Genomic DNA, 21,247 nt, shown 5'->3' with positions numbered 1-21,247 from the left:
AATACTATAGCATAACGGTCGCTCGTAAGCATATGGAGGATAGGGAGAGATATAGGAATCATGCAAACCAAAAACGAAGACATTCAAACAGATAACAAGTGGATGAGAAGAGGCGGAACGTTCGCACTCTTTATCTATTTGCTCACTCTCTTTTACACGACTCTATTTATTTACAATTACTATCCATATGGAAAATCCGTCAATCTTGTATTGTTCGATAGCATTAAGTTGATGTGGGAGAGTGGGAGTTACTGGCTGATCATTAAGAACATAATAGGAAACGTTCTACTCTTTATGCCACTGGGCTTTCTCGTGCCTCTTGTGCACCGAAAGTGTAGGTCCGTTATTGTCATAACGTTAATCGGGTTATTGATCAGTACGAGTATCGAACTACTTCAATACCTTGCTGCGCAACGAATATTCGATATCGATGATATTTTATTGAATGGTTTCGGTGCTGTAGTAGGGTATGGCGTATACAGGACTTGTTTCTTTATCTACAAAAAATTAAAGAGAAAATAAAAAGGCAGCTTATTGTAAGCTGCCTTTCGTTCTTTATTCTGCTTTTTTCGCTTTGTCTAGAAGCTTCGTGATACGCTTCGTTAACATTTTGCGTCCTTCGCCTCCAGCTTGGAAATGACGGAGTTTACCTTCTGAATCAAACACATAGTATGCAGGTACATATTGATTATCAAAAGCATCCGTTAATTTATGATCACTATCGACAAAGATTGGTTGAGAGATATCGTGCTGATCAGCCACCTGTTTGATTTCATCTAGATCAAGGTCTTTTTCAGAACGAGGCATATGAACAGCAATAACGTTCATGTCTTCTGCATATTCATCACGGAATTCATTCACCATTGGCATAGCTTCTTTACATAGGCCACAGCTGATGGACCAGAAATGAATAAGAGTAAGAGGCTTGTCTCCTACTAAATCACTTTTGGAAACTTCTCCATTGAACCAGGTTTTAGCACCTTCAAGTTCTGGCATTTCTTCGCGTAGTTTCATAAGGGGATCGACTCCTTTTATTGTAATTTGTTTATAATAATTATTAGTTAATCACAATTATCATTATAGTATATTCATATGATAAGTCAATAACGACGCTTTCTATATACTATTAAAGTGGCTTTAAAAGTTTCAGTTTACTCATAAATTAGTCGAATAACGCGGTGCGTTTTGTTGAGTAGTCGTATGAAGCGCAATTCCTACGAATAAGACGATTAGCATTCCGCTGATCACATAGAAGATACTTCCCTTTTCCAAAAGGTCGATAAACATTCCGCCGAGAAAAGGGCCGAGGATACTACCGACTCCAAAGAAAATACCAGCTAAGATATTGCCAGTTGGTAAGAGGTCAGTAGGGAGGAGGTCAGCTAAGTACGTGATGCTCAGTGAAAAAAGCGATCCAACCGTCATCCCCGAGATGAATAGTAAGATGAATAACATCGAAAGTGACGTTGTGAAAATCGCTGCAGATAGACAGATCCATCCACAGAAGATACTTATTAACAGAACGTTTTTCCGTCCATATTTATCACTTAATATTCCGAGCGGCATTTGAAAAACTAAGCTTCCCACAACAAACGAAGGAAGAAGGATGGAGACTGCATTAACATCAAGTCCAATACGTAACGCATATACCGGAAAGTTTCCATGCAAGGACGCTTCTAAAAATCCGTATCCGAATGAAGGGAGTAAAGCTGCCCATCCAATTTTCAGGACATTCCAATACTTTATCAGAACCCGATCTGAACCCGTATCGATGGAATCTGGAAATTCGTTACGTATTCTAATTAACAGTCCCCAGGTTAAGAGTGCAAGCCCTGATGCAAGTAAGAACGGAAGGTAAATCGATAGATCGACTAACCTTGTTGAAAGCGGGCCAGCAGCAAAGCCAAGCCCAAACGAAGAGCCATAAATCGCGATGTTTCTTCCGCGCTTTTCTTTTGGAGTGCTCGTTGTAATCCATAGCTGAGTAGCGAAATGTAGGAGGTTGTCTCCTATGCCAACAATCACTCGAAGGATAAACCAAAACCAGAAGGCTTGCCAGATCGGTATAAGGGTGATAGAAATTGCTACTAACACTAATCCGAACGAGATGGCTGGCTTATATCCATATTTCCTAACCGGTTTTTCGATGAAAGGTGAGGCAAAAAGTATTCCTATATAGAGGGCTGATGCATTTAGACCGTTCATGCTCGATGAAACGCCAGCTTCTTCAAGTAAAATCGATAAGAGCGGTAAAAGCATGCCTTGAGAATAGCCAGATATAAAAACGATTGTAATCAATATTAAAAATCTGTACCGGTATTGATTCATCAACTTCTTCACACTCCGTCAAGACGATCATATGAGTGCCATTATAATGGATAAGGCAGAAAAGAACCACCATTCGCATTTCGGCGGACTCTCATTTAAAATAAAGATATTGAACGTAAAGGGAGTGGAAAAGATGGAATTCAATATGAAAAAAGAAGAGACTGGTTTTACAGCGGACTTCGAATACGGAACATTACATATTTCTGGTGATGAGCAGTCCGGTTTTAGACCATATCAACTTCTCGTTTCTTCGATCGCAGTATGTAGTGGTGGAGTGCTTCGTCAAATTTTAGATAAAAAACGCATGAAATATGAAGATATCCACATCAGTGCTGATGTTACGCGTAATGAAGAAAAAGCGAACCGAGTAGAGAAGATTCACCTTCATTTCACGTTAGAAGGAGATCTTGATGAGCAAAAGGTTGAAAAAGCTCTTGAATTAACGAAAAAACATTGTTCGATGGCTCAATCCGTAATCGATAGCATCGAGCTTGAAGAGACATTTGAAATTAAGAAGTGACACCAGGTACCTGGTGTCACTTCTATTGTTATAGCTCTAGCGTCTCTGGCGTATTTTCTCCTTCATTCATAAGACGAATGGTTTCTGGAGTAATTCTTAACACGATGTAGTTCGGGTCTTCGGGAGAATCGAACCATCTTTTTAGCGTATCTCCCCAGATTTTTTCCTTTGTTTCTTTTGAGTCATCGATCTTAACGGTACCTTGAATTTCTACATAGCGGTCATGCCAACCTTCACCGTCATATCCAAGTAATACATGTACATTATGGTTTTCTTCAATATCTTCTACTTTATGTGTTTCTTTGCTCGTCGGAGTCATCAATGTTAGATCTTCATTAAAGAATGTCATGAAGCGAGAGTGCGGTTTGTTATCCTTTATCGTACTGAGTGTGCCAACATGGTGAGATTCTAGAATTTCTAACACTTTGTCCTTCAATTCTGTTTGAGTCATCGTCATCATCATTCTCCTTTCAATATCAACGCTAATCTTAATCTTCCTTTATTGAGCAATTCTAAAACAAGATAATATGCCATTATTTGCAAAGTGTGCCATTCTGTTTTTCAAAGACGCTCCAGGGGTATACCATAAAGAGACTTAATTCAAATCAAAGAAGGTAATAAAAATGAATAACACCTATGATTTTACTCAGGGGAACATCACGAAACAGATGATTTTTTTCTCGCTCCCCATATTTTTTACCAACATGCTACAAACATCCTACCAATTTATTGATAGTCTCTGGGTTGGGAATTTACTTGGTTCAGATGCGCTTGGGGCAATTTCACTCGCAGCTCCTGTGATCTTTACCGTATTATCTTTTATTATCGGTGTTAACAGTGCAACGCTTACTGTGTTATCTCAAAGAAAGGGATCAGGTGACGACGAAGGGTTAATCGAATCATTAAATGCTTTCGTAGTTGTTCTTACAGTGCTATCTGTGACGTTTGGAATCATTGGTTTTATTTTTACAGACGCGATATTAACATTCTTAGGAACTCCTGAGGATATATTTGAGACGACGAAGCTGTATCTGCGTATCAACTTCTTAGGGATACTTTTTTTGTTTGGATACAATTTTATTGGGACAGTGCTTCGAGCATTAGGAGATAGTAAGACGCCAATTCGATTTGTACTTGCTGCTGTAATTTTAAACGCAGGATTAGACCCTTTGTTTATAAGTTACTTTGACTGGGGGATCGAAGGTGCTGCATATGCAACCATCATTGCTCAAGGAGCAGCATTCCTTTATGGTGTGATCTATTCGGTTTGGAAATCCAAAGTGCCTTTTACTGTGCCGCATTGGCCTGATGGTAAAGAGACGAAGCGAATCACGAAGCTTGGTGTGCCTGCAGGTCTGCAAATGATGACGATCTCAGCGGGAGTAACCGCCATAATGGCAATCGTTGCAAGTTTCGGTACTCAAGTTGTAGCTGGGTTTGGAGCAGCACAAAGATTAGACAGGGTAATCATGCTTCCTGCCTTTACGCTTGGAGCAGCCGTTAACAGTATGGCTGGTCAGAACATTGGTTCAGGGTTGTGGGATCGTGTTTCTGAAATAGCAAGAAATGGTATCATCCTTATTCTAAGTGTCTCGTTTACGATTAGTGCAATCATCTTCTTTAGTGCAGAAACCCTTGTCTCACTCTTTATTAATGATGCAGAAACGATCGCATTCGGAACGACTTATTTAAAAACGATCGCGTTTTTTTACCCGTTTCTAGGTATTAATTTCGTATTGAATGGGGTAGTAAAAGCTGCAGGTGCGATGGTCCAAGTATTGGTATTAAACATCATATCGTTCTGGATCTTAAGAGTACCGTTAACCTATTTATTATCTGATTGGTTTGGAGAAGAAGGGATCGCTTATGGCATCGGAATCAGCTTCGTTTTATCGAGCATCTTTGCCATTGGGTATTATAAGTACGGAAAGTGGAGAGATATTGAGATTTTTGAACAGGAAGTTGAAAAGTAACGTAAGCTGCCGAGCATCGGCGGCTTTTTTTGGTAGTGTATGGGGTAGAAGATTTATGTGATGTTGGATAAAAGGACAACAACTTGAAAAAAATACTCATAAGAGTCTGCTGTATAAAAAGATACAGATAAAAGGAGAATCTAGAAATGAAGAAAATAGCTCTTATGATTATCCTTCTTACAGTCATCTTACCAATGAATGCGATGGCGAAGGAAGCGACACAAGTTTCTAAAAAACATGCGATTCAAATACCGGATTCGGTAGTGAATATCTCTAAAGAAAACACTTATCCAAATCCGACACAAGATCAACCAACACTTCAACCGAGTGAGCTAACAAGAGAGTTAATTGATTCCACTGATATCAAAATAGAAAACCCTCAGCTTATTCAAATTCTAAATGATTCACATATCTCTCCGTCCAAAGTCGCGATCGGGTATCGTGCAAGTATTTATTTAGGGAAATGGCCTTTGATGTATGATTCACAAGAAACAAATGTTAATTGGCAGTACAAGCAAGCAAACGTTAACCGCTACGACAATAGAGGTGGTAAAGGCACCGCAAAAATGTCGTACCGTCAAGAAGAGGAAAAGAGTGTGAGTGGAGGGTTAACAGCTTCAATTCCTTCCAGTGATGATGTTAAGAAAATGATGCTCATGAAGGCATCAGAAAAAACAAAGCTTTCTCTCGCTTTTCAAACCATCATTGGAAAAGGGACAAGAAAAACAAACGTTTATAACATAGCCCCTCTCCATTACGGTACGCTCTCGAGTTATGTGCCTGCTGTAAACGAAAAAGGAAAAGTAACATATGGAGAAGTGTACCTTGTACTAAAAGGTAGTGAGAAAGGCATTGAGGTAAGGAACGTAACCCAGCAAGGGATCGGGGCATGGATTCCGGTTCAAGATTATTTAAGCTTTGAGTTTAATACGCAAAAATAACCAGCAGAAATGCTGGTTTTTTTACAGAATAGAATCGTGATGTCCAAGCAAACTATAGAAAAGCGCACAAAAGGAGGGTAACATGAAAACTATTGCGGCTATATTAGCACTTGTGTTTGTCTTCATTTCTTCAGAAGCATCAGCAATCGATAATCAATCACATGACTGGTACTTTAAGAAAAGTAAAGACCATGCTCCAGCAACAACTGAACCTGAGTTCGAAAAGATGCTGAAAAAGTATGGAGGGTACTTTATCGGGGATACAGACAAGAAAGAGCTTTACGTTACATTTGATAATGGCTATGAGAATGGCTATACCATTCAAGTGCTGGATGTATTGAAGAGAGAAAAAGTCCCTGCTGCTTTTTTCGTAACAGGATACTATTTAGAAGATCAACCCGATCTTATTAAACGAATGGTGAAAGAAGGGCACATTGTCGGGAATCACTCATGGAATCATCCAGACATGACGAAGATCTCTGATGAACGAGTAAAGAAAGAACTGAAGCGAGTGAAGGAAGAATACACGCGCATCACGGGAGATAAAACGATGCTTTACTTAAGACCACCACGTGGTGTTTTTAGCGAAAGGTCACTCGCTATTTCTCGTGATGAAGGTTATATCAATGTTTTTTGGTCACTTGCCTATAAAGACTGGGAAACAAACAGGCAAAAGGGTAGTCAATATGCGTATGATTCCATCATGAAGCAAGTACACCCTGGAGCCATTCTTCTCCTCCATTCTGTTTCAAAAGACAATGCAGAAGCGTTAGAGAGTGTGATTAAAGATCTTAAGAAAGAAGGCTATACCTTTAAGAGCTTGGATGAATTAGTGTTTAAACGGACACTACCTAGCTTATTAGCACCTTAAAGCTGCCAGTAGGGTAGCTTTTTTTGTTTTATCTTGGTAGGTGGTATTGATTCCTTTTGTCTGCGATAATGAAGCTAATAAAAGACTGGAGGAATTTCATGTGGTCAGAAGTCGTACGTCCAGAAGCTCCATATGCTATTGATCGGTTGTTCGGTCGGCTACGCATGGATCCGCTTCAAGCGATTAATTCGAATGAGATTAAGGTGCCAATTACAATCGATCGAACAAAAGAGGTACTCACGATAAAAGCTGTTGGAGATGAACTCGATCCTTCCTTTCACATTAGTGGGGAAATAGAGGATCTTAAACCAGTATCAATAAGAAAAGTAACCGAGATGTTTGATCTGAACATGGACACAGAAAGAATCAAGAGGCACTTTGAAGGCACGGAACTACAGGGTCTTGTAGAAAAATATGTAGGGATGCCGATCATTTGTGAGCCAGATGCTTACAGTGCCCTCATGAAAAATATTGTTCATCAACAGTTAAATATGAAATTTGCATACACGCTCACCTATCGGTTTGTAACAAAATATGGAGAACAAAAAGATGGGGCTTGGTTTTATCCTACTCCTGATGTCGTTAGTAAACTTCGAGTAGAAGAATTGCGAGAGCTCCAGTTCAGTAATAGAAAAGCAGAATATCTGATCGGTATCGCAAAGAACATTCAGGATGGAACCCTAGATCTCCATCGGTTGAATGAACTTACGAACCAAGAAGTGTATGAGACATTATTGCCTCTTAGAGGTGTTGGTCCATGGACGATCGAATGCGTCCTTTTATTTGGACTAGGGAGAAAAGATGTTCTGCCAGCTGGTGATGTCGGTATCCAGAATGCCATGAAGAAGCTATTTGATCTAGATACAAAGCCTTCAAAAGAAGAGCTTTATGAGTATAATAAGAGATGGTCCCCATACTCGAGCTATGTTTCGATGTACTTATGGGAGAGTTTGAGCGGATAGATATAAGGAGAGGTTCGATTGAAGAATAAAACAGAAGGGACAGCTCTTACAAAAGGGCAAACTGTTCCTCTTACAATAAAACGATTAGGAATTAATGGAGAAGGAATTGGCTTTTTTAAGCGAACGGTGGTATTTGTTCCCGGTGCTCTTCCGAATGAAGAGATCACTGCTGAAATCACACGCGTTTTTCCTAATCGTGCTGAGGCAAGAATCAAACGATTAAGGAAAAAGTCTCCTGAGCGTGTCGCGGCCCCTTGTCCCGTTTATGAAGAATGTGGTGGATGCCAGCTTCAGCATTTAAGTTATAGCGGCCAATTGAAAGAGAAGAGAGACGTTGTTGTTCAAGCGTTTGAGCGCTATTCGAAAAACAACTCAAAACTAACTGTTAAACCAGTCATTGGGATGGAAGATCCATGGAACTACAGAAATAAAAGTCAGCTTCAAGTTAGAAAACAAAAAGGGAAAGTCATCGCTGGCCTATATGGCGCTGGGTCTCATGAGCTAGTCGAATTAACGAACTGCCTCGTGCAACACCCTGAAACGAATCATGTGACAAAACAGGTTGTGAAGGTTTTAGAAGATCTAAATATCTCCATTTATAATGGCAAAAAAGGTCTTGTACGGACGATTGTAACAAGGGTAGGATTCCAAACAGGACAAGTACAGCTTGTTCTCGTTACGTCTGAAGAAAAGATCCCAAGACAGTCCTTACTCGTTAAGGAAATCAAAAAGAGACTGCCGGATATTGTTTCGATCATGCAAAATGTGAATGGCAAGAAGACGTCCCTTATTTTTGGAGATGATACAAATCTTCTTGATGGTGAAGAAGTGATACAGGAATCACTAGGTGATTTAAACTTTGAACTATCTGCACGAGCATTCTTTCAATTAAATCCCATTCAAACCGTGAAATTGTACGATGAAGTAAAAAAAGCAGCAAAGCTATCAGGGCGTGAAAATGTCATTGATGCATATTGTGGTGTAGGCACGATTGGTTTGTGGCTTGTGGATGAAGCAAAGGAAGTAAGAGGGATGGACGTCATCAAAGAATCGATTGATGATGCAAGGGAGAATGCGAAGAAGCATGGTTTTGCCAATAAAATGAAGTACGATGTGGGTAAAGCTGAAGATCTTGTGCCTAGATGGATCAAAGGTGGATTCAAGCCAGATGTGATCGTTGTCGATCCGCCTCGTACTGGCTGTGACGATAAACTGTTATCCACAATGGTAAAAGCAAAACCTGAACGAATCGTTTATGTGTCTTGTAATCCATCCACATTAGCTAAAAATGCCGATTTCCTTCAAAAGAGGGGATATGAAGTAGGCAAGTTGCAACCTGTCGATATGTTTCCACAAACCGCACATGTAGAAGTTGTCGCAGTTTTCGAAAAAAGTAAGAAATAAGTTTAGTGGAACGATTCCCTTTCTTTAGCGGAATCGTTTTCATTTTGCTTATGATACCTTTTATGAGTAATCAACACTTTCCACAGAGTTATGCACACGATAAAAGGTTATTTCATGCGTTATACACATATTTATACACATTGTCCACAAGTGAACCGGTGTTCATCCACAATGTAAATTGTTTATAAATTTTATTGAGCACACTAGATGATGGTGGAACTTATACACATTGTTAACAACCTGTTGATAAGTTGTTTCCACAAAGAGAAAAGGGACCTGTTGAGGTCCCTTTTATCAATTACTGCTGGTCTCTTTTTTCGCGTTGGTTAGCTTGTCTAGCTCTTTCAGCTGCTTTTTGATCCGCAGCGAATTCGTTAGCGAATTCTGCATCTTGGTTTTGAGCTTGTGCAGGGTTGTTCTGAGCTTGACGCTGTTGCTTGTTTTCTTTGTTTGGACGTTTTGCCATTTGAAATCAGCTCCTGTTAGTAAGTTTGGAGAAGGGTTTCTCCACTCATTATAATGGTTTAAAACAGTCAATCTTATTCATCGATTACGGTTTTTGACCAGCTCGGTCTGCTCTTTTAAATTCTTTTCCAAACAATACATCTTGTGTTTTTGTAAGAGACATTTTTGATTCTTTGTTTTCTCTTCCTTTTTTCTTATCCAAGCTCACATCACCCTTTTCTTTAGGATGGTATTAGCATTGCCATGTAAAAAACGATCTAAAACAAAAAAAGTTCCTAAAAAGGAACTAAGCTTCTAGCTGAACTTCAATTGTCTCTGTACGATCACGCATTGTATGCAATAAATAATTATCTCTTTCGATTTCATAAAGGTGATACGATTTTTCACCACTGTTGATTTGCTGATAGACACCTGGCCATTTCTCGTTCGCCAGTTCAACGTAAGGGATTTTTTCAGCAGCTTTCTGCGAGCGAACATTGTCCCGATTAATTCGAAGGAAAATGGTTTGGATTTGCTTTTCGTAAAAAAGTTCTTTAAAAAACGCGTCTTTTGCGATTTGATTATAACCTTTTCCATGATAAGGCGTTCCAATCCATGTGCCTAGAAAGCCTGCTTGATTTTGAATATCGAACAAATTAATAGTACCGATCGGTGCTCCCCATTCATCAAGGATTGTTCTTGAGATGAGCTCGCCTTGTTCTTCAGCTTCTATCGTTTGTTTTGTTAAAAACAAGTATTCTTCATATGAATTTGCTTTATGACGTACGAATGGGAAGACAGCTGGGTCAACCATCAAGTCAAAGAGAACATGACATTCCGACAGGTCACGATTTTTAATCATGAGTTTCCCTCCTGTCGAGGGCAGATTTCACCCCACCCTCGAATAATAGTATGTTGAATTATTATTCGGGGTGGGAATCGAACCCACTAGGACCAGTCACTTTGCTGGTGGCGCACCAATTGCCTTCCCATTTCAAATTATGAAGTTGTATTTAGTTTATTTTGGCTTCAAAAGTATCATACTCGATTTGTTCAGAAAATGATACTGTAAATATCACTAATTTCTATGAATAATTTTTCCATTTATCATGGTCCAATGTGGACGTGCTTCAAAGTGGAATGGGTGGTGGGACCATAAGACTAAATCAGCATCTTTCCCTTCTTCGATACTACCGATACGATCCTCTACGCCTAGGCTCTTTGCAGGGTTTAGCGTAATTCCCTCTAGTGCTTTTTCTTCACTTAAACCTTCTCTTACTGCAAGAGCCGCACATATATTCAGGTATTGAATCGGAACATACGGATGATCGGTAGTGATTGAAACTTCAATACCGTGGTTATTTAGAATGCCATAAGTAGCCCAGGTCTTGTTTTTGAGTTCAATCTTAGAACGTCTCGTCATTGAGGGTCCAACGGTGACCCGAAGGTTCTGTCCGCTTAGTTCATCTGCGATTAGATGTCCTTCAGTACAATGTTCGATTCGTACATCTAAATTAAATTCTCTTGCAAAACGTAGTGCTGTTAAAATATCATCTGCTCGATGAGCATGGATTCGTACAGGTATCTCTCTTTTTAAGGCTGCGATGATCGGAGCTACTCTAGGGTGCTCTGACGGCTGAGATTTGCTGGCGTTGTAAAATGCTTCGCGTAACAGTCCAGTAATTCCCATTCTTGTAATGGACTCGTTGTTTGATTGACTATGGACCCTTTTGGGGTTTTCACCTAATGCAACCTTAAGTCCTGCCGTTTTTCGAACGATCATTTTCTCAACGTTCTTTCCATATGTCTTTAAGACTGTGGTAGTGCCTCCGATAATATTCGAACTACCTGGCATCACTTGCACAGAGGTTACTCCAAATGAAATGGCGTCCTTGAATGCAAGATCAAGAGGATTGACCCCATCTAGGGCACGAACATGAGGGGTGAGTGCTTCTACTGTTTCGTTGGCATCGTTACCTGCCCAACCTGTTCCCTCATCATATAGACCTACATGCGTATGCGCATCGATCAATCCGGGAAGAAGATGCGCTCCACTTCCATCTACGACCGTCATGTCAGGTTTTTCTTCAATTGAAGTGGCGACTCTCTCGATTAAGCCGTCTCGTACTAGAACATCTGCTTGATCTAAAATCGCGCTGCTTATCGGGTATACACGGGCGTTCTTAATTAAAATTGTCATGATTTATCACCTTATTTCAAGTTAGGTACAAAGAAAGAGTAGCTACTATATTATAGGTATGAAAAACATGAATTAATACGAGTTTGAAAAAAATCTGCTGGAATTAAGCCAGCAGATTCTCAAGAGCATCTTTAAGTTTTAAATATCGGAAAGGATAGCCGAGTTCCTTCGCTTTTTGAGGCAATACACATTGTCCCTTCAGAACAACGCCGCTCTTTTCGCCAAGAGCGAGCTGCACAGGTGCTTCAGGAACAGGAATCCAGTGAGGTTTATTCAGTACTTCTGCTAATGTTCTACCAAATTCGTTCATTCGTTTTGGTTCTGGTGCTGTCACGTTCAGTGGTCCTTGAACAGAATCATGATCGACAGCAAATCGTATCATACCGACCACGTCTTTGATATGAACCCAAGAATACCACTGTCTTCCATCTCCGAGCTTACCGCCCATATAGAATTTATAAGGCAGTACCATAAGAGGGAGTGCGCCTTCTTCACCTAAGATGAGCCCAAATCTAGTCAGCACTGTGCGTACACCGTAATTTTGGGCACGCATCGCTTCTTTTTCCCATTTATATGTCACATCAGCAAGAAAATCAGACCCCGGGTTCGTGTCGTTCTCCGTAAAGGACTTGTCGAGAGAAGAGCCATAGAATCCTGTGGCAGATGCATTAACGAGTACACGTGGTTTATGGTCAAGTTTTTCTATAATCGAAACGATCTCTCGAGTTGCGGAGATACGGCTGTTCAATATTCTTTCTTTCTTGTCTTCCGTCCATCGGCCGCTATTGATCGATTCTCCTGCAAGGTTGATAATGGCATTCAGATTTTGTAGATCTTTCTCTGGTTCTGCATCATCTTTGAGCCATTTAACATACGTTACACCTGTTTGGGCAGGTTTGTTGTTTGGGTTTCGAGTTAAGATGTAGACGTGGTGTCCATCATTAACGAATGATTCAGTGAGAGCATTCCCAACGAAACCAGTACCACCAGCAATCGCTATGTTCATAACGTGGTTCCTCCTAGTTAATCCATTTCTTATAGTAATTATTTCTTTACCCGTAAAGAGAATCCTTTAATCCAATGCTCTAGGTTCATACTATTTTTTTGAAAATGATACAATGTGATGAGAGAGGTGAGCGTATTGGTTAAAATTACACGTATCACAACACAAAAGAACAACAGTGAACGGTTTTCGATTTTTATAGATGAAGGGAATGGAGAAGAATTTGGGTTCGGTGTGGATCAGGATGTGCTGATTCGGTTCGGTCTTAGAAAAGGAATCGAACTAAATCAGGAAACTCTAGATGAGATACAGTTTGAAGACCACATAAAAAAAGGTTTCAACTTGGCGCTTCATTATTTGTCTTATCGAATGCGATCTGAGAAAGAAATTATAGATCACCTCGCAACGAAAGAGATCGAGGAGGCAGCTTTCTCTTCTATCATTAGTAAATTAAAGCGCTATGGATATGTGAATGATCTGGAATTTGCACGCGCTTTTGTTAGAACGAAGGTGAACGCAGGGGGGAAAGGACCCTACATCATCCATCAAGAGTTGATTCAAAAAGGCGTTTCACAAGATACGATCGAAAAGGCTCTTGAAGAATATCCATATGAACGTCAATTTGAACGTGCCGAAGAGTTTGCTCTAAAAAAAGTGAAGAAGCTTAAAAACGTCTCATCGACTGAACTGAAACAAAAGCTTGGACAGGCGCTTACGAGTAAAGGCTTTGAAAGAGAAATCATTCAAGAAGTCATGAATGAGATCGATCATAAAAATCATGAAGAGGAGTGGGAAGCACTCCTGCTTCAAGCACAAAAAGCCGAACGCCGTTTCTCAAAATTGGATAGTAAAGAGTACAAATATAAAATGAAACAATTTTTATACCGTAAAGGCTTTCCGTTTTCATTGATCAATCACTATTTAGATGAATTTATCGATCAATGAAAATTTCTTGTTGTCCTTCATCTTGATCGATAATTTGCTTTGCTTTTTCTGCTGGGGATTTCAATCTGGAAGTATCTTTAATGTGATCTGTGGAGTGCCAGAACGGAGTGTCCATACCTCCCATGTACACTGCAGTTGCACTTACCCCGGTTCCCTCTAGTTCCTTCCAGAGACTCTCAGTAAATCCTCTTACCGCATATTTGGATGCCACATAAACCGTTTCATGTTTTTTCCCTTTTAAACCTGCTGTTGAAATAATGTTCATGATTCGTCCTTCTGCTTGTTTTAAAACAGGAAGAAAGATTTTAGTTAGAAAAATGGACCCTTTTACATTCGTGTCGATGACGCTATGTATCGCTTCTTCTTCTATGTCCTCTAGGGAGCCAAATGCTCCTGCCCCAGCATTGTTTACAAGCATCTCGATGGTATGACCATCATTAGTGATTTTCGTATACAGTTCTTTAGCGTCTGTGTAGTTTGAAATGTCACACGTATATAATGAACAGGATCCGCCTTGTTCTTGGATATCTGTGCAAACAGTCTCAAGTTTTTCTTTCGTGCGACCAACCAAAATCACGTGCTTATCTAAACTTGCCCACCTTTTGGCAAGCTCTGCTCCGAGACCTGATCCTCCACCAGTAATTACGATACTTTTCATATTACATACCTCCTATTTTGAAAGCGTAGCATATTTTTGTCATACCTTGTGAAATGAACTATACTGAAGACATTAGGTACAGTTTTATGGAGGTTGTCATGGATAAACGGTTCAGTGAAATGAATAAAGAAGAATTACGAACTGCAATCGCACAGCTTAGTGAGAAAGCTAGAAGAGCTGAGCAAATGGGAATGGTTAATGAGTTTGCCGTACATGAACGAAGAATCGCTCTTGCGAAGTCTTATTTATTAAACCCGGACGATTTTACTCCCGGAAAAACATATGAACTAGAAGGTGACCCAGGATCCTCGTTCGTTATCGATTACATGAACGGAACGTTCGCATGGGGTTTTCGTAAAAGAAGCGAAACTATAGAAGCATTTCCGATTTCAATGTTAATTGAGAAAGAGCAGCAATAACGCTGCTCTTGCTTAAGCTTTTTTAAGAACGTTTGCGGGTTTGAATCTGCAAAACGATATCATTATATGCCTGCTGAGTTTCTCCATTCACCTGGTGGTGAGCATGCTTCGGATTAGCACTGGGTGATTGAAATGGATCTTTATACTTCGGGTGAAGCCTATCACGATTGTCTTTACCCATTGTTTGCGCCTCCTATCGTATGTGAGAATTAACCATGTCGATTGTTAGTTTGGTTAGAAGCTTTCATGCGTTCCTGAGGTTGCGTGTTTGTCGTTCCGTCCGCGCGTTTTGAAGAAAATTCTTCCTTCGCGCGAGGTTCGCCTGAGAATTTAAGATCTGGATATTTAGAGACCTTCTTACGCATTTCATCGCCTCCCTTTTCGACAGTTTTTGTCTAAACAGGCACAATGTTAGTATGTGATTAGCTAACAGGCGTTATGTGAAGAAAAGATACAGAATGAACGGAAACCGTTGGAAGACAACATGAAAGGAGGATGCCTTATGGAAGATTTATTTGAAAGGCTTGCTCATAACTTACTTGAAAAAAATGACCAGTTGTCATATGGTCAGGCAAGAACGATGGTTGAACTACTTTGGGAAGATTTCGAATCGTCTAGAGCAAAGGCTGGAAGAGAGTATAAAGGCGTAGACGTTACAGAAAAGATCGTTCAACAATGGATCGACTATTACGGGCCAGTTTTACACGATTTCATGGAAAATAATCCGAAATATAAAGGGTATTTTGATGACGATCAAAGCATTAAGCATTAAACGATAAAGAAACCGGCTGACATATCAGCCGGTTTTCATATGGAATTAATCAATGGCAGGGTCCAATTTCTTCCTAAGCGTGTCTTCACTATACACCCAGCCTGTATATGAGCTTTTGATTTCTAACTGATCTTCCATTTGAACAACTGCAACGAATGGATAATGACCTTTGCTGCGGTATCGAAGGTCGATGAACCTCACTTCATATCCCTCTTCTGTCTCTTCAATCTCCCATCTATATACAGGAGAGAACGAAAGAAATGCGCTCAAGTTAGGGTCTTCTTTTGCAGTTTCTAGAACTGGTGTTTCAGGCACAGGAACACGGTCGAATTCATCTTGAATATGAATCGTAGTGCCTTCACCCCTCGCTACAAAGAACTGGGTTTCAGATTTAATGGCAATGTGCCACCTACTCCACCTGATCGTAGGTGATACGATGACTTCGACTGCATCTGGTATACGTTCTTTAACAGCGTTGATCAGCTTACGCTGTTCGTATATTCTCCATAAATAATAGAGCACTAATATACCGTAGATGGTTAAAAAGGTATAACCAGGATTTGCACCTATATACCATAGTACAAGTCCAGCTATATGACTTAAAAAGATGAACGGGTCAAAGATGTTGATCACACCAAGAGCTACCCATCGGTTGGAGAAGGGTCTTAACGCTTGTGTACCATAAGCATTAAAGATATCTACAAACACATGAATAAACACTGCTAAAAACGTCCAAAGCCAAAGGTGAAGCCAATTTGTTTCTGGGTAAAACAGCATGATGCCACTGCTTATCAAAATTGGCCAAAGTAAGACGGCTGGGATCGAATGCGTTATTCCTCTATGGTGTCTGATGTATACAGCATTGTTTTTTAACTTGAGCACGGTATCAAAGTCTGGGGCCTGAGATCCAATCAGCGCTCCGATTAGAACGCTCTGAGCGGTGATGGGATCTTGAGCTACTGCTGGATCTAGTGTTGCGAGAGCTCCTAGCCCCAATCCCATGACCACATGTGTCCCAGTATCCATATGGTAAAGATCCTCCTTAGTAAAAAGCGTTTATGCCTTATTTTCTAAATAGAAAGCTTTGGTTTTATATAGTCTATAGTTTAGTTATACCCAATAATCGTTTGTGTGAAAAGTTAAATGCTGTTTGGAAATGATAAGGTACGATATTATATGTATTAATTAAGCGAAGAGGAAGAACAAAGCAATTAAAGTATCGGAGAGTTGAACAATGACGAATGTAAAGGAACTTCTACACTCATTTGAAGAAGAACAATTTCAAAATGATTTAATCGATTGGTTCAGAAATGAACAAAGGATACTGCCATGGAGAGAAAATAAAGACCCTTATCGGGTATGGGTTTCCGAAATTATGTTACAACAAACGAGGGTGGATACGGTCATCCCGTATTTTCATCATTTTCTAGAGAAATTCCCTACTGTTGAAGACCTTGCGAATGCTCCACAAGAAGAGGTATTAAAAGCATGGGAAGGCCTCGGTTATTACTCGCGAGCAAGGAATTTACAAGCTGCGGTAAAAGAAGTCGCAGAAACATATGGTGGGGTGGTTCCAAATACACCAAGCGAAATTTCAAAGCTTAAGGGTGTTGGACCTTATACTGCAGGAGCGATCTTAAGCATAGCATATGGTGTTCCTGAACCTGCTGTAGACGGAAACGTGATGAGGGTGATTTCAAGAATAATAGGCATCTGGGAAGATATTGCAAAACCTTCAACAAGAAAAATCTTTGAAGAAGTCATCAGAGAAATCATCTCAAAAGAAGACCCTTCTTCATTTAATCAGGGCTTGATGGAATTAGGAGCAATCATATGTACGCCTAAATCGCCTTCTTGCTTACTTTGTCCAGTCCAATCTCACTGCAGAGCATTCCATGAAGGTTCTCAAGAAGAGCTTCCGATCAAATCAAAGAAAAAAGCGCCTCGACCAGTACCTATAGCGGTAGCTGTTTTTCAAGATTCAAGTGGGAGGTACTTGATTAGGAAGCGTCCAGAAGATGGATTGTTAGCTGGACTATGGGAATTTGTAAATGTTGAGCTTACAGAGGGCGGGTTAAAAGAAAAACAATTGATCACTCATATTCGTGATGAATACGGTGGAACAGCCACTATTCAAGATGAATTGACAACATTCACCCACGTGTTCAGTCATATCAAGTGGTATTTAACAGTTTATAAAGGTGAAGTTGATGGAATTAACGAAACTGAAACCGTTCGTTTTGTAAATGAGAGTGAACTTGAACAATTTGCATTTCCAGTTGCACATCAAAAGATTGCTAAACAAATCGTGAAAGGAGAATAGCGTAATGGAATTAAACTTAAAAGGGCGTAATGTTTTAATAACAGGAGGTTCGAAAGGGATTGGAAAGGCAATCGCTTCTGCATTTTATCATGAGGGAGCAAACGTAGGCATTTGTGCGAGGAACCGTGAGGAACTTGAGGAAACAAAAGCTGAACTAAATAACAACATCGCGATTTTTGAAGCGGATATTACTGATGATCATAAACGCGTGCACCTTATCGATTCGTTTTTATTAGAGTTTGGATCGATCGATATCCTCGTTAATAATGCAGGAGGCAGTAGCGGAACAACGATTATGGAAACGGATGTTAATCAGTTCCATAAAGCGATGGAACTAAATTTTTATTCAGCTGTTCACTTGAGTCAACTTGCGGCTAAAGAAATGCAGGAGAAGGGTTACGGTTCAATCGTCAATATCTCTTCCATATTCGGTAGAGAGTCTGGTGGAAAACCGACCTACAACAACGCGAAGTCTGCGTTGATCAGCTTTACCAAAGCGATGGCAGATGAAGTGATTCGTTCAGGAGTCCGTGTGAATGGCGTTGCGCCAGGGGCTATTCTTCATCCGACCGGAAACTGGCAGAAGAGGCTAGATGAGAACCCTGAGAAAATCAATGCTTTTGTTGATCGTGAAATACCAGGCGGTAGATTTGGGACACCTGAAGAAGTTGCTGACGCTGTAGTGTTCCTAGCATCAGAAAGAGCATCTTGGATCTCTGGAGCTACCTTAAACGTTGATGGTGGTCAATCTCGGTCAAACTTTTAGACGAAAAAACTTCCTGTATCGGAATACAGGAAGTTTATTAGCGCTGCGCTAGAAGTGTAGCTGAATGAGTTAAAACTAATTGAACGGAAAATTCACTTGAAGTTTGCTCTTTCTAGTAGAAGTGAATACCGCTTGACTCCCGCGGTAGAACGGGCGACCGAAACCCCGGACCGGATGTTGTTTGTCCGGGAGGAAATCCGGGCGTTCGTCCGCAGGAAAGCAAACGGTATTCAAACCCCTACGATATTCGGAGCGCCAAAACCAACATCTTGTTAGTTAAACTTACCTCTTTTCCCCAAAAGACAATCCTCCACGATGTTCGATTTCTTTGATAATCTCCCTATGGATGGCTACGCCTTCACTATTTAGATAAGGAGCAATCTGTTGCAAGCTGTGATGAAAAAAGGCAAGCTCACCATTCTCCCAGTCACTTTTAGGCATCATGGATAGTTCAGTCATATCTCGCTTGTGATCCATCGATGAACCCCCTTTCGTTAGTTAGTGTGCAACAGGTGAGAAAAAGCTATCAAAAAAGGGGGTGGAAACAATGGAAAACTATCCTAAAAAATTTATCTCATTACATACATATCTATTTTTTATCTGGATATTCTATTGTTTGTGGGAGGTGATAAGCCATGGCAAAGAAACCAGGACAAACACAAGCTGGTACAAGCATTCAACACGTGAAACAACAAAACCAACAGAGCAAAGGTTCTGCTGGTCAAGCTAATCAGCAGCAGTACGGTGCTGAATTTGGTCAAGAAATGGGAGCTCAGCAAGCTCAGCAACAAGCTCAGCAGCAAGCTCAACAGCAAGCAAAAGCTCGTCAAGCTCAGCCTGCTCAAAAACCAAACCAGCAACAACAATAATTGCTTCCCTAACGGGGCTGACCATGTCAGCCCCGTTTCATTATTTTAATATAATTTTATTGAACAAAGGAATAAGGGCATTCAACGAAGAAAATGTCATTAGGGAGGGAATGGTTATGTGTGGACGCTTTTCGCTTACAGCAGAGTTAGATGCTTTGATCGAACGATTTCAAATCGACCAAATTACAATTGATGATTATTCTGTTCGCTATAATATAGCACCTTCGCAACAAGTGCCAACCATCATTCGAGCGAATGATGAAAACCGATTAGGTACGCTTAGGTGGGGGTTAATTCCCTTTTGGGCCAAAGATGCATCAATTGCGAATAAGTTGATCAATGCACGTAGTGAAACAGCAGCTGAAAAGGCAAGTTTTAAACATGCTTTAAAAAAACGCAGATGTATCATATTGTCAGATGGGTTCTACGAATGGAAAAAGGATAAAGATCGAAAAGTTCCAATGAGAATACAAGTAAACAAAGGTGAACCGTTTGCAATGGCTGGATTATGGGAACAGTGGAAAGAAGGAGAAAAATCGATCTACACATGCACGATCTTAACCACTGAGGCAAACGACATGATGAAAGAGATACATAACAGAATGCCAGTTATATTGCCAAAAGAGCAAGAGCATGACTGGCTGGATCCATCTATTGAAGATTTCAACATCTTGAAAGATATAATGGTATCGTATCCTAGTGACAAAATGAATGCGTATGAAGTTTCCACCCATGTTAATTCGCCTAAGAATGAAGATGAGACATGCGTTCTTCCGATAGAAGAGATATGACAAAAGTTCCTATATCTCAACACATATTGAGAAAGGAAATTTCTTTTTCCTATTGAATTCTTTTTCGTAGATAGTATGAATGGGAAGGAGAAATTGAATGGATCGATTCGATGAACTTATTCAATTACAGCTTCAACTTGCCGATAAGATGATTCATACGAAGAAGGAAATACAATCAAAGGAAGAGATGTTATCTGCATCCACGTTAGAGCAGGGAGCGTTAGTAAAACAGAAACAAGAGCTGTTGAGAATGGAAGAAGACTTTAATAATTTGATTACCGAAGTGATCTCTACGTTTGAAAAGACGTCAGTTTAATGGACTACATTGAGTGCCATTCATTCGAATGGCGCTTTTGTTTTAACTTTCGGATGTTAAGCGTTATAATAGAGGGGAATTAATAGGAAGAGACGATTGATAAACTTTGTAGTGATCGGAAGGAAAGAAGGATGCTGTGAGTCTGCCTTACGTGAGGCATTCATCGTTTTCCGGAATTTCTTAGAAAGGAGAAGGAGATGAGTTTCCCAACGACCGGAACGAGAATTCAAATTCAAAGCTATAAACACCGTGGTACTCTACACAGAACATGGGAAGAGAGTATCGTACTTAAAGGGTCATCGAAAGAAATCATCGGGGGAAACGATCGTATTCTCGTCACTGAATCAGACGGTAGACAGTGGAGAACTCGTGAGCCAGCCATTTGTTATTTTAGTGCTAATCACTGGTTCAACGTTATCGGCATGTTGAGAACTGACGGAATTTACTATTATTGCAACCTCGGTACACCGTTTACGTACGATGAGGAAGCACTAAAGTATATTGATTACGATCTTGATATTAAGATATATCCCGATATGACTTATAAACTTTTAGATGAAGATGAGTATGAAGCTCATAAGAAAGAAATGAATTATCCAGATGCAATCGACCATATCGTTAAGGAAAACGTTAAAGAACTGATGAATTGGATACATCAACGAAAAGGACCGTTCGCACCAGGTTTTGTCGATCAATGGTATGAACAATTTTTACAATATAGGTGAGAAAACCTGTTGAATCA

General features: G+C 40.1%; 29 protein-coding genes. 16 read left to right on the top strand and 13 right to left on the bottom strand.

Features of this window, described 5'->3' with window-relative positions; genetic code table 11:
- Nucleotides 1-60: 60 nt before the first annotated feature.
- Nucleotides 61-522, top strand: a complete 462-nt coding sequence (locus ACXAEY_RS19675; RefSeq protein WP_474814345.1) for a VanZ family protein — start codon at nt 61-63, stop codon at nt 520-522.
- Between the two features lie 33 nt (nt 523-555).
- Here ACXAEY_RS19675 and ACXAEY_RS19670 read toward each other — a convergent pair whose 3' ends face one another.
- Together ACXAEY_RS19670 and ACXAEY_RS19665 are read right to left on the bottom strand one after the other, a co-directional pair.
- Nucleotides 556-1,014 (bottom strand): TlpA disulfide reductase family protein, encoded by a 459-nt coding sequence (locus tag ACXAEY_RS19670; protein ID WP_270182650.1) that lies wholly within the window; start codon nt 1,012-1,014, stop codon nt 556-558.
- 141 nt (nt 1,015-1,155) lie between these two features.
- The gene (locus ACXAEY_RS19665) at nt 1,156-2,328 is read right to left on the bottom strand and encodes an MFS transporter (RefSeq protein ID WP_474814901.1); all 1,173 of its coding nucleotides are present in this window, start codon (nt 2,326-2,328) and stop codon (nt 1,156-1,158) included.
- Between the two features lie 133 nt (nt 2,329-2,461).
- On the opposite strand from ACXAEY_RS19665, the gene ACXAEY_RS19660 reads away from it, so the two are divergent.
- The gene (locus tag ACXAEY_RS19660) at nt 2,462-2,848 is read left to right on the top strand and encodes an OsmC family protein (RefSeq protein WP_270182747.1); all 387 of its coding nucleotides are present in this window, start codon (nt 2,462-2,464) and stop codon (nt 2,846-2,848) included.
- A 28-nt stretch (nt 2,849-2,876) separates the two neighbouring features.
- Here the strand turns inward: ACXAEY_RS19660 and ACXAEY_RS19655 are convergent, their stop codons facing one another.
- Nucleotides 2,877-3,299 carry a pyridoxamine 5'-phosphate oxidase family protein gene (locus tag ACXAEY_RS19655; protein ID WP_474814899.1) on the bottom strand — a complete coding sequence of 141 codons (423 nt, stop codon included), beginning with the start codon at nt 3,297-3,299 and terminating at the stop codon, nt 2,877-2,879.
- Between the two features lie 172 nt (nt 3,300-3,471).
- Between ACXAEY_RS19655 and ACXAEY_RS19650 the strand changes: the two genes are divergently transcribed.
- From ACXAEY_RS19650 to rlmD, 5 genes are all read left to right on the top strand, one after another.
- A complete protein-coding gene (locus tag ACXAEY_RS19650) occupies nt 3,472-4,821 on the top strand; it encodes an MATE family efflux transporter (protein WP_474814342.1) in 1,350 nt (449 codons plus the stop codon).
- A 146-nt stretch (nt 4,822-4,967) separates the two neighbouring features.
- The gene (locus tag ACXAEY_RS19645; RefSeq protein WP_270182648.1) at nt 4,968-5,762 is read left to right on the top strand and encodes a YfkD famly protein; all 795 of its coding nucleotides are present in this window, start codon (nt 4,968-4,970) and stop codon (nt 5,760-5,762) included.
- Nucleotides 5,763-5,844: 82 nt separating this feature from the next.
- Nucleotides 5,845-6,633, top strand: coding sequence for a delta-lactam-biosynthetic de-N-acetylase (pdaA, locus tag ACXAEY_RS19640; protein WP_474814340.1), 789 nt, complete (start codon nt 5,845-5,847; stop codon nt 6,631-6,633).
- 98 nt (nt 6,634-6,731) lie between these two features.
- On the top strand, nt 6,732-7,595 hold the full coding sequence (locus ACXAEY_RS19635) for a DNA-3-methyladenine glycosylase family protein (protein WP_270182646.1): 864 nt from the start codon (nt 6,732-6,734) through the stop codon (nt 7,593-7,595).
- 18 nt (nt 7,596-7,613) lie between these two features.
- Nucleotides 7,614-8,999 carry a 23S rRNA (uracil(1939)-C(5))-methyltransferase RlmD gene (rlmD, locus tag ACXAEY_RS19630; protein ID WP_474814338.1) on the top strand — a complete coding sequence of 462 codons (1,386 nt, stop codon included), beginning with the start codon at nt 7,614-7,616 and terminating at the stop codon, nt 8,997-8,999.
- A gap of 298 nt (nt 9,000-9,297) precedes the next feature.
- Here the strand turns inward: rlmD and ACXAEY_RS19625 are convergent, their stop codons facing one another.
- From ACXAEY_RS19625 to ACXAEY_RS19605, 5 genes are all read right to left on the bottom strand, one after another.
- A complete protein-coding gene (locus ACXAEY_RS19625) occupies nt 9,298-9,465 on the bottom strand; it encodes a hypothetical protein (protein WP_270182644.1) in 168 nt (55 codons plus the stop codon).
- 84 nt (nt 9,466-9,549) lie between these two features.
- Nucleotides 9,550-9,666, bottom strand: a complete 117-nt coding sequence (locus ACXAEY_RS19620) for a YfhE family protein (RefSeq protein ID WP_474814336.1) — start codon at nt 9,664-9,666, stop codon at nt 9,550-9,552.
- Nucleotides 9,667-9,750: 84 nt separating this feature from the next.
- A complete protein-coding gene (locus ACXAEY_RS19615; RefSeq protein ID WP_270182642.1) occupies nt 9,751-10,305 on the bottom strand; it encodes a GNAT family N-acetyltransferase in 555 nt (184 codons plus the stop codon).
- Nucleotides 10,306-10,521: 216 nt separating this feature from the next.
- Nucleotides 10,522-11,646 carry an amidohydrolase gene (locus tag ACXAEY_RS19610; RefSeq protein WP_474814897.1) on the bottom strand — a complete coding sequence of 375 codons (1,125 nt, stop codon included), beginning with the start codon at nt 11,644-11,646 and terminating at the stop codon, nt 10,522-10,524.
- Nucleotides 11,647-11,746: 100 nt separating this feature from the next.
- Nucleotides 11,747-12,649 carry a TIGR01777 family oxidoreductase gene (locus ACXAEY_RS19605; RefSeq protein ID WP_270182641.1) on the bottom strand — a complete coding sequence of 301 codons (903 nt, stop codon included), beginning with the start codon at nt 12,647-12,649 and terminating at the stop codon, nt 11,747-11,749.
- A gap of 135 nt (nt 12,650-12,784) precedes the next feature.
- On the opposite strand from ACXAEY_RS19605, the gene recX reads away from it, so the two are divergent.
- The gene (gene recX / locus ACXAEY_RS19600) at nt 12,785-13,591 is read left to right on the top strand and encodes a recombination regulator RecX (RefSeq protein ID WP_474814334.1); all 807 of its coding nucleotides are present in this window, start codon (nt 12,785-12,787) and stop codon (nt 13,589-13,591) included.
- Here the strand turns inward: recX and ACXAEY_RS19595 are convergent.
- A complete protein-coding gene (locus ACXAEY_RS19595; protein WP_474814332.1) occupies nt 13,578-14,249 on the bottom strand; it encodes an SDR family NAD(P)-dependent oxidoreductase in 672 nt (223 codons plus the stop codon). The genes recX and ACXAEY_RS19595 overlap by 14 nt on opposite strands.
- 98 nt (nt 14,250-14,347) lie before the next feature.
- Here ACXAEY_RS19595 and ACXAEY_RS19590 point away from each other — a divergent pair, with 98 nt between their 5' ends.
- A complete protein-coding gene (locus tag ACXAEY_RS19590) occupies nt 14,348-14,668 on the top strand; it encodes a YfhH family protein (RefSeq protein ID WP_474814330.1) in 321 nt (106 codons plus the stop codon).
- Between the two features lie 22 nt (nt 14,669-14,690).
- Here ACXAEY_RS19590 and ACXAEY_RS19585 read toward each other — a convergent pair whose 3' ends face one another.
- Nucleotides 14,691-14,849 carry a YpzG family protein gene (locus ACXAEY_RS19585; RefSeq protein ID WP_224885074.1) on the bottom strand — a complete coding sequence of 53 codons (159 nt, stop codon included), beginning with the start codon at nt 14,847-14,849 and terminating at the stop codon, nt 14,691-14,693.
- Nucleotides 14,850-14,877: 28 nt separating this feature from the next.
- Nucleotides 14,878-15,033, bottom strand: coding sequence for a small, acid-soluble spore protein K (gene sspK, locus ACXAEY_RS19580; protein ID WP_270182637.1), 156 nt, complete (start codon nt 15,031-15,033; stop codon nt 14,878-14,880).
- Between the two features lie 137 nt (nt 15,034-15,170).
- Here sspK and ACXAEY_RS19575 point away from each other — a divergent pair, with 137 nt between their 5' ends.
- The gene (locus ACXAEY_RS19575) at nt 15,171-15,440 is read left to right on the top strand and encodes a YfhJ family protein (RefSeq protein WP_474814327.1); all 270 of its coding nucleotides are present in this window, start codon (nt 15,171-15,173) and stop codon (nt 15,438-15,440) included.
- A 45-nt stretch (nt 15,441-15,485) separates the two neighbouring features.
- Here ACXAEY_RS19575 and ACXAEY_RS19570 read toward each other — a convergent pair whose 3' ends face one another.
- Nucleotides 15,486-16,466, bottom strand: coding sequence for a metal-dependent hydrolase (locus tag ACXAEY_RS19570; RefSeq protein ID WP_270182635.1), 981 nt, complete (start codon nt 16,464-16,466; stop codon nt 15,486-15,488).
- Between the two features lie 208 nt (nt 16,467-16,674).
- Here ACXAEY_RS19570 and mutY point away from each other — a divergent pair, with 208 nt between their 5' ends.
- Nucleotides 16,675-17,763 (top strand): A/G-specific adenine glycosylase, encoded by a 1,089-nt coding sequence (gene mutY, locus ACXAEY_RS19565; RefSeq protein ID WP_474814325.1) that lies wholly within the window; start codon nt 16,675-16,677, stop codon nt 17,761-17,763.
- A 4-nt stretch (nt 17,764-17,767) separates the two neighbouring features.
- A complete protein-coding gene (locus tag ACXAEY_RS19560) occupies nt 17,768-18,529 on the top strand; it encodes an SDR family NAD(P)-dependent oxidoreductase (RefSeq protein ID WP_270182633.1) in 762 nt (253 codons plus the stop codon).
- A 282-nt stretch (nt 18,530-18,811) separates the two neighbouring features.
- On the opposite strand, the gene ACXAEY_RS19555 is transcribed toward ACXAEY_RS19560, so the two are convergent.
- Nucleotides 18,812-19,006, bottom strand: a complete 195-nt coding sequence (locus ACXAEY_RS19555) for a hypothetical protein (RefSeq protein WP_474814323.1) — start codon at nt 19,004-19,006, stop codon at nt 18,812-18,814.
- Between the two features lie 158 nt (nt 19,007-19,164).
- On the opposite strand from ACXAEY_RS19555, the gene ACXAEY_RS19550 reads away from it, so the two are divergent.
- The 4 genes from ACXAEY_RS19550 (at nt 19,165) to ntdP (ending at nt 21,230) form a co-directional block, all read left to right on the top strand.
- The gene (locus ACXAEY_RS19550) at nt 19,165-19,398 is read left to right on the top strand and encodes a gamma-type small acid-soluble spore protein (RefSeq protein WP_270182631.1); all 234 of its coding nucleotides are present in this window, start codon (nt 19,165-19,167) and stop codon (nt 19,396-19,398) included.
- Between the two features lie 116 nt (nt 19,399-19,514).
- Nucleotides 19,515-20,189, top strand: a complete 675-nt coding sequence (locus ACXAEY_RS19545) for an SOS response-associated peptidase (protein ID WP_474814321.1) — start codon at nt 19,515-19,517, stop codon at nt 20,187-20,189.
- Nucleotides 20,190-20,286: 97 nt separating this feature from the next.
- The gene (locus tag ACXAEY_RS19540; RefSeq protein ID WP_270182629.1) at nt 20,287-20,505 is read left to right on the top strand and encodes a hypothetical protein; all 219 of its coding nucleotides are present in this window, start codon (nt 20,287-20,289) and stop codon (nt 20,503-20,505) included.
- A gap of 197 nt (nt 20,506-20,702) precedes the next feature.
- Nucleotides 20,703-21,230: a nucleoside tri-diphosphate phosphatase gene (gene ntdP / locus ACXAEY_RS19535; protein ID WP_224885093.1), complete on the top strand. Its 528-nt coding sequence runs from the start codon at nt 20,703-20,705 to the stop codon at nt 21,228-21,230.
- Nucleotides 21,231-21,247 lie beyond the last annotated feature (17 nt).

Source organism: Anaerobacillus sp. ABA4_114, from assembly GCF_056159065.1.
The sequence above is the reverse complement of the archived record's forward strand: the minus strand, read 5'-3'. Positions and strand labels throughout refer to the sequence as shown.

Bases quoted from the DNA above. Each gene is read 5' to 3' on its own strand.
- mutY (WP_474814325.1), top strand. From the start codon at position 16,675: ATGACGAATGTAAAGGAACTTCTACACTCATTTGAAGAAGAACAATTT.
- ACXAEY_RS19545 (WP_474814321.1), top strand. From the start codon at position 19,515: ATGTGTGGACGCTTTTCGCTTACAGCAGAGTTAGATGCTTTGATCGAA.
- ACXAEY_RS19660 (WP_270182747.1), top strand. From the start codon at position 2,462: ATGGAATTCAATATGAAAAAAGAAGAGACTGGTTTTACAGCGGACTTC.
- ACXAEY_RS19675 (WP_474814345.1), top strand. From the start codon at position 61: ATGCAAACCAAAAACGAAGACATTCAAACAGATAACAAGTGGATGAGA.
- ACXAEY_RS19560 (WP_270182633.1), top strand. From the start codon at position 17,768: ATGGAATTAAACTTAAAAGGGCGTAATGTTTTAATAACAGGAGGTTCG.
- ACXAEY_RS19555 (WP_474814323.1), bottom strand. From the start codon at position 19,006: ATGGATCACAAGCGAGATATGACTGAACTATCCATGATGCCTAAAAGT.
- ACXAEY_RS19570 (WP_270182635.1), bottom strand. From the start codon at position 16,466: ATGGATACTGGGACACATGTGGTCATGGGATTGGGGCTAGGAGCTCTC.
- pdaA (WP_474814340.1), top strand. From the start codon at position 5,845: ATGAAAACTATTGCGGCTATATTAGCACTTGTGTTTGTCTTCATTTCT.
- ACXAEY_RS19635 (WP_270182646.1), top strand. From the start codon at position 6,732: ATGTGGTCAGAAGTCGTACGTCCAGAAGCTCCATATGCTATTGATCGG.
- ntdP (WP_224885093.1), top strand. From the start codon at position 20,703: ATGAGTTTCCCAACGACCGGAACGAGAATTCAAATTCAAAGCTATAAA.
- ACXAEY_RS19665 (WP_474814901.1), bottom strand. From the start codon at position 2,328: ATGAATCAATACCGGTACAGATTTTTAATATTGATTACAATCGTTTTT.
- ACXAEY_RS19645 (WP_270182648.1), top strand. From the start codon at position 4,968: ATGAAGAAAATAGCTCTTATGATTATCCTTCTTACAGTCATCTTACCA.
- ACXAEY_RS19595 (WP_474814332.1), bottom strand. From the start codon at position 14,249: ATGAAAAGTATCGTAATTACTGGTGGAGGATCAGGTCTCGGAGCAGAG.
- ACXAEY_RS19575 (WP_474814327.1), top strand. From the start codon at position 15,171: ATGGAAGATTTATTTGAAAGGCTTGCTCATAACTTACTTGAAAAAAAT.
- ACXAEY_RS19540 (WP_270182629.1), top strand. From the start codon at position 20,287: ATGGATCGATTCGATGAACTTATTCAATTACAGCTTCAACTTGCCGAT.
- ACXAEY_RS19615 (WP_270182642.1), bottom strand. From the start codon at position 10,305: ATGATTAAAAATCGTGACCTGTCGGAATGTCATGTTCTCTTTGACTTG.
- ACXAEY_RS19550 (WP_270182631.1), top strand. From the start codon at position 19,165: ATGGCAAAGAAACCAGGACAAACACAAGCTGGTACAAGCATTCAACAC.
- ACXAEY_RS19655 (WP_474814899.1), bottom strand. From the start codon at position 3,299: ATGACTCAAACAGAATTGAAGGACAAAGTGTTAGAAATTCTAGAATCT.
- ACXAEY_RS19605 (WP_270182641.1), bottom strand. From the start codon at position 12,649: ATGAACATAGCGATTGCTGGTGGTACTGGTTTCGTTGGGAATGCTCTC.
- ACXAEY_RS19585 (WP_224885074.1), bottom strand. From the start codon at position 14,849: ATGGGTAAAGACAATCGTGATAGGCTTCACCCGAAGTATAAAGATCCA.
- ACXAEY_RS19670 (WP_270182650.1), bottom strand. From the start codon at position 1,014: ATGAAACTACGCGAAGAAATGCCAGAACTTGAAGGTGCTAAAACCTGG.
- ACXAEY_RS19650 (WP_474814342.1), top strand. From the start codon at position 3,472: ATGAATAACACCTATGATTTTACTCAGGGGAACATCACGAAACAGATG.
- ACXAEY_RS19625 (WP_270182644.1), bottom strand. From the start codon at position 9,465: ATGGCAAAACGTCCAAACAAAGAAAACAAGCAACAGCGTCAAGCTCAG.
- ACXAEY_RS19590 (WP_474814330.1), top strand. From the start codon at position 14,348: ATGGATAAACGGTTCAGTGAAATGAATAAAGAAGAATTACGAACTGCA.
- sspK (WP_270182637.1), bottom strand. From the start codon at position 15,033: ATGCGTAAGAAGGTCTCTAAATATCCAGATCTTAAATTCTCAGGCGAA.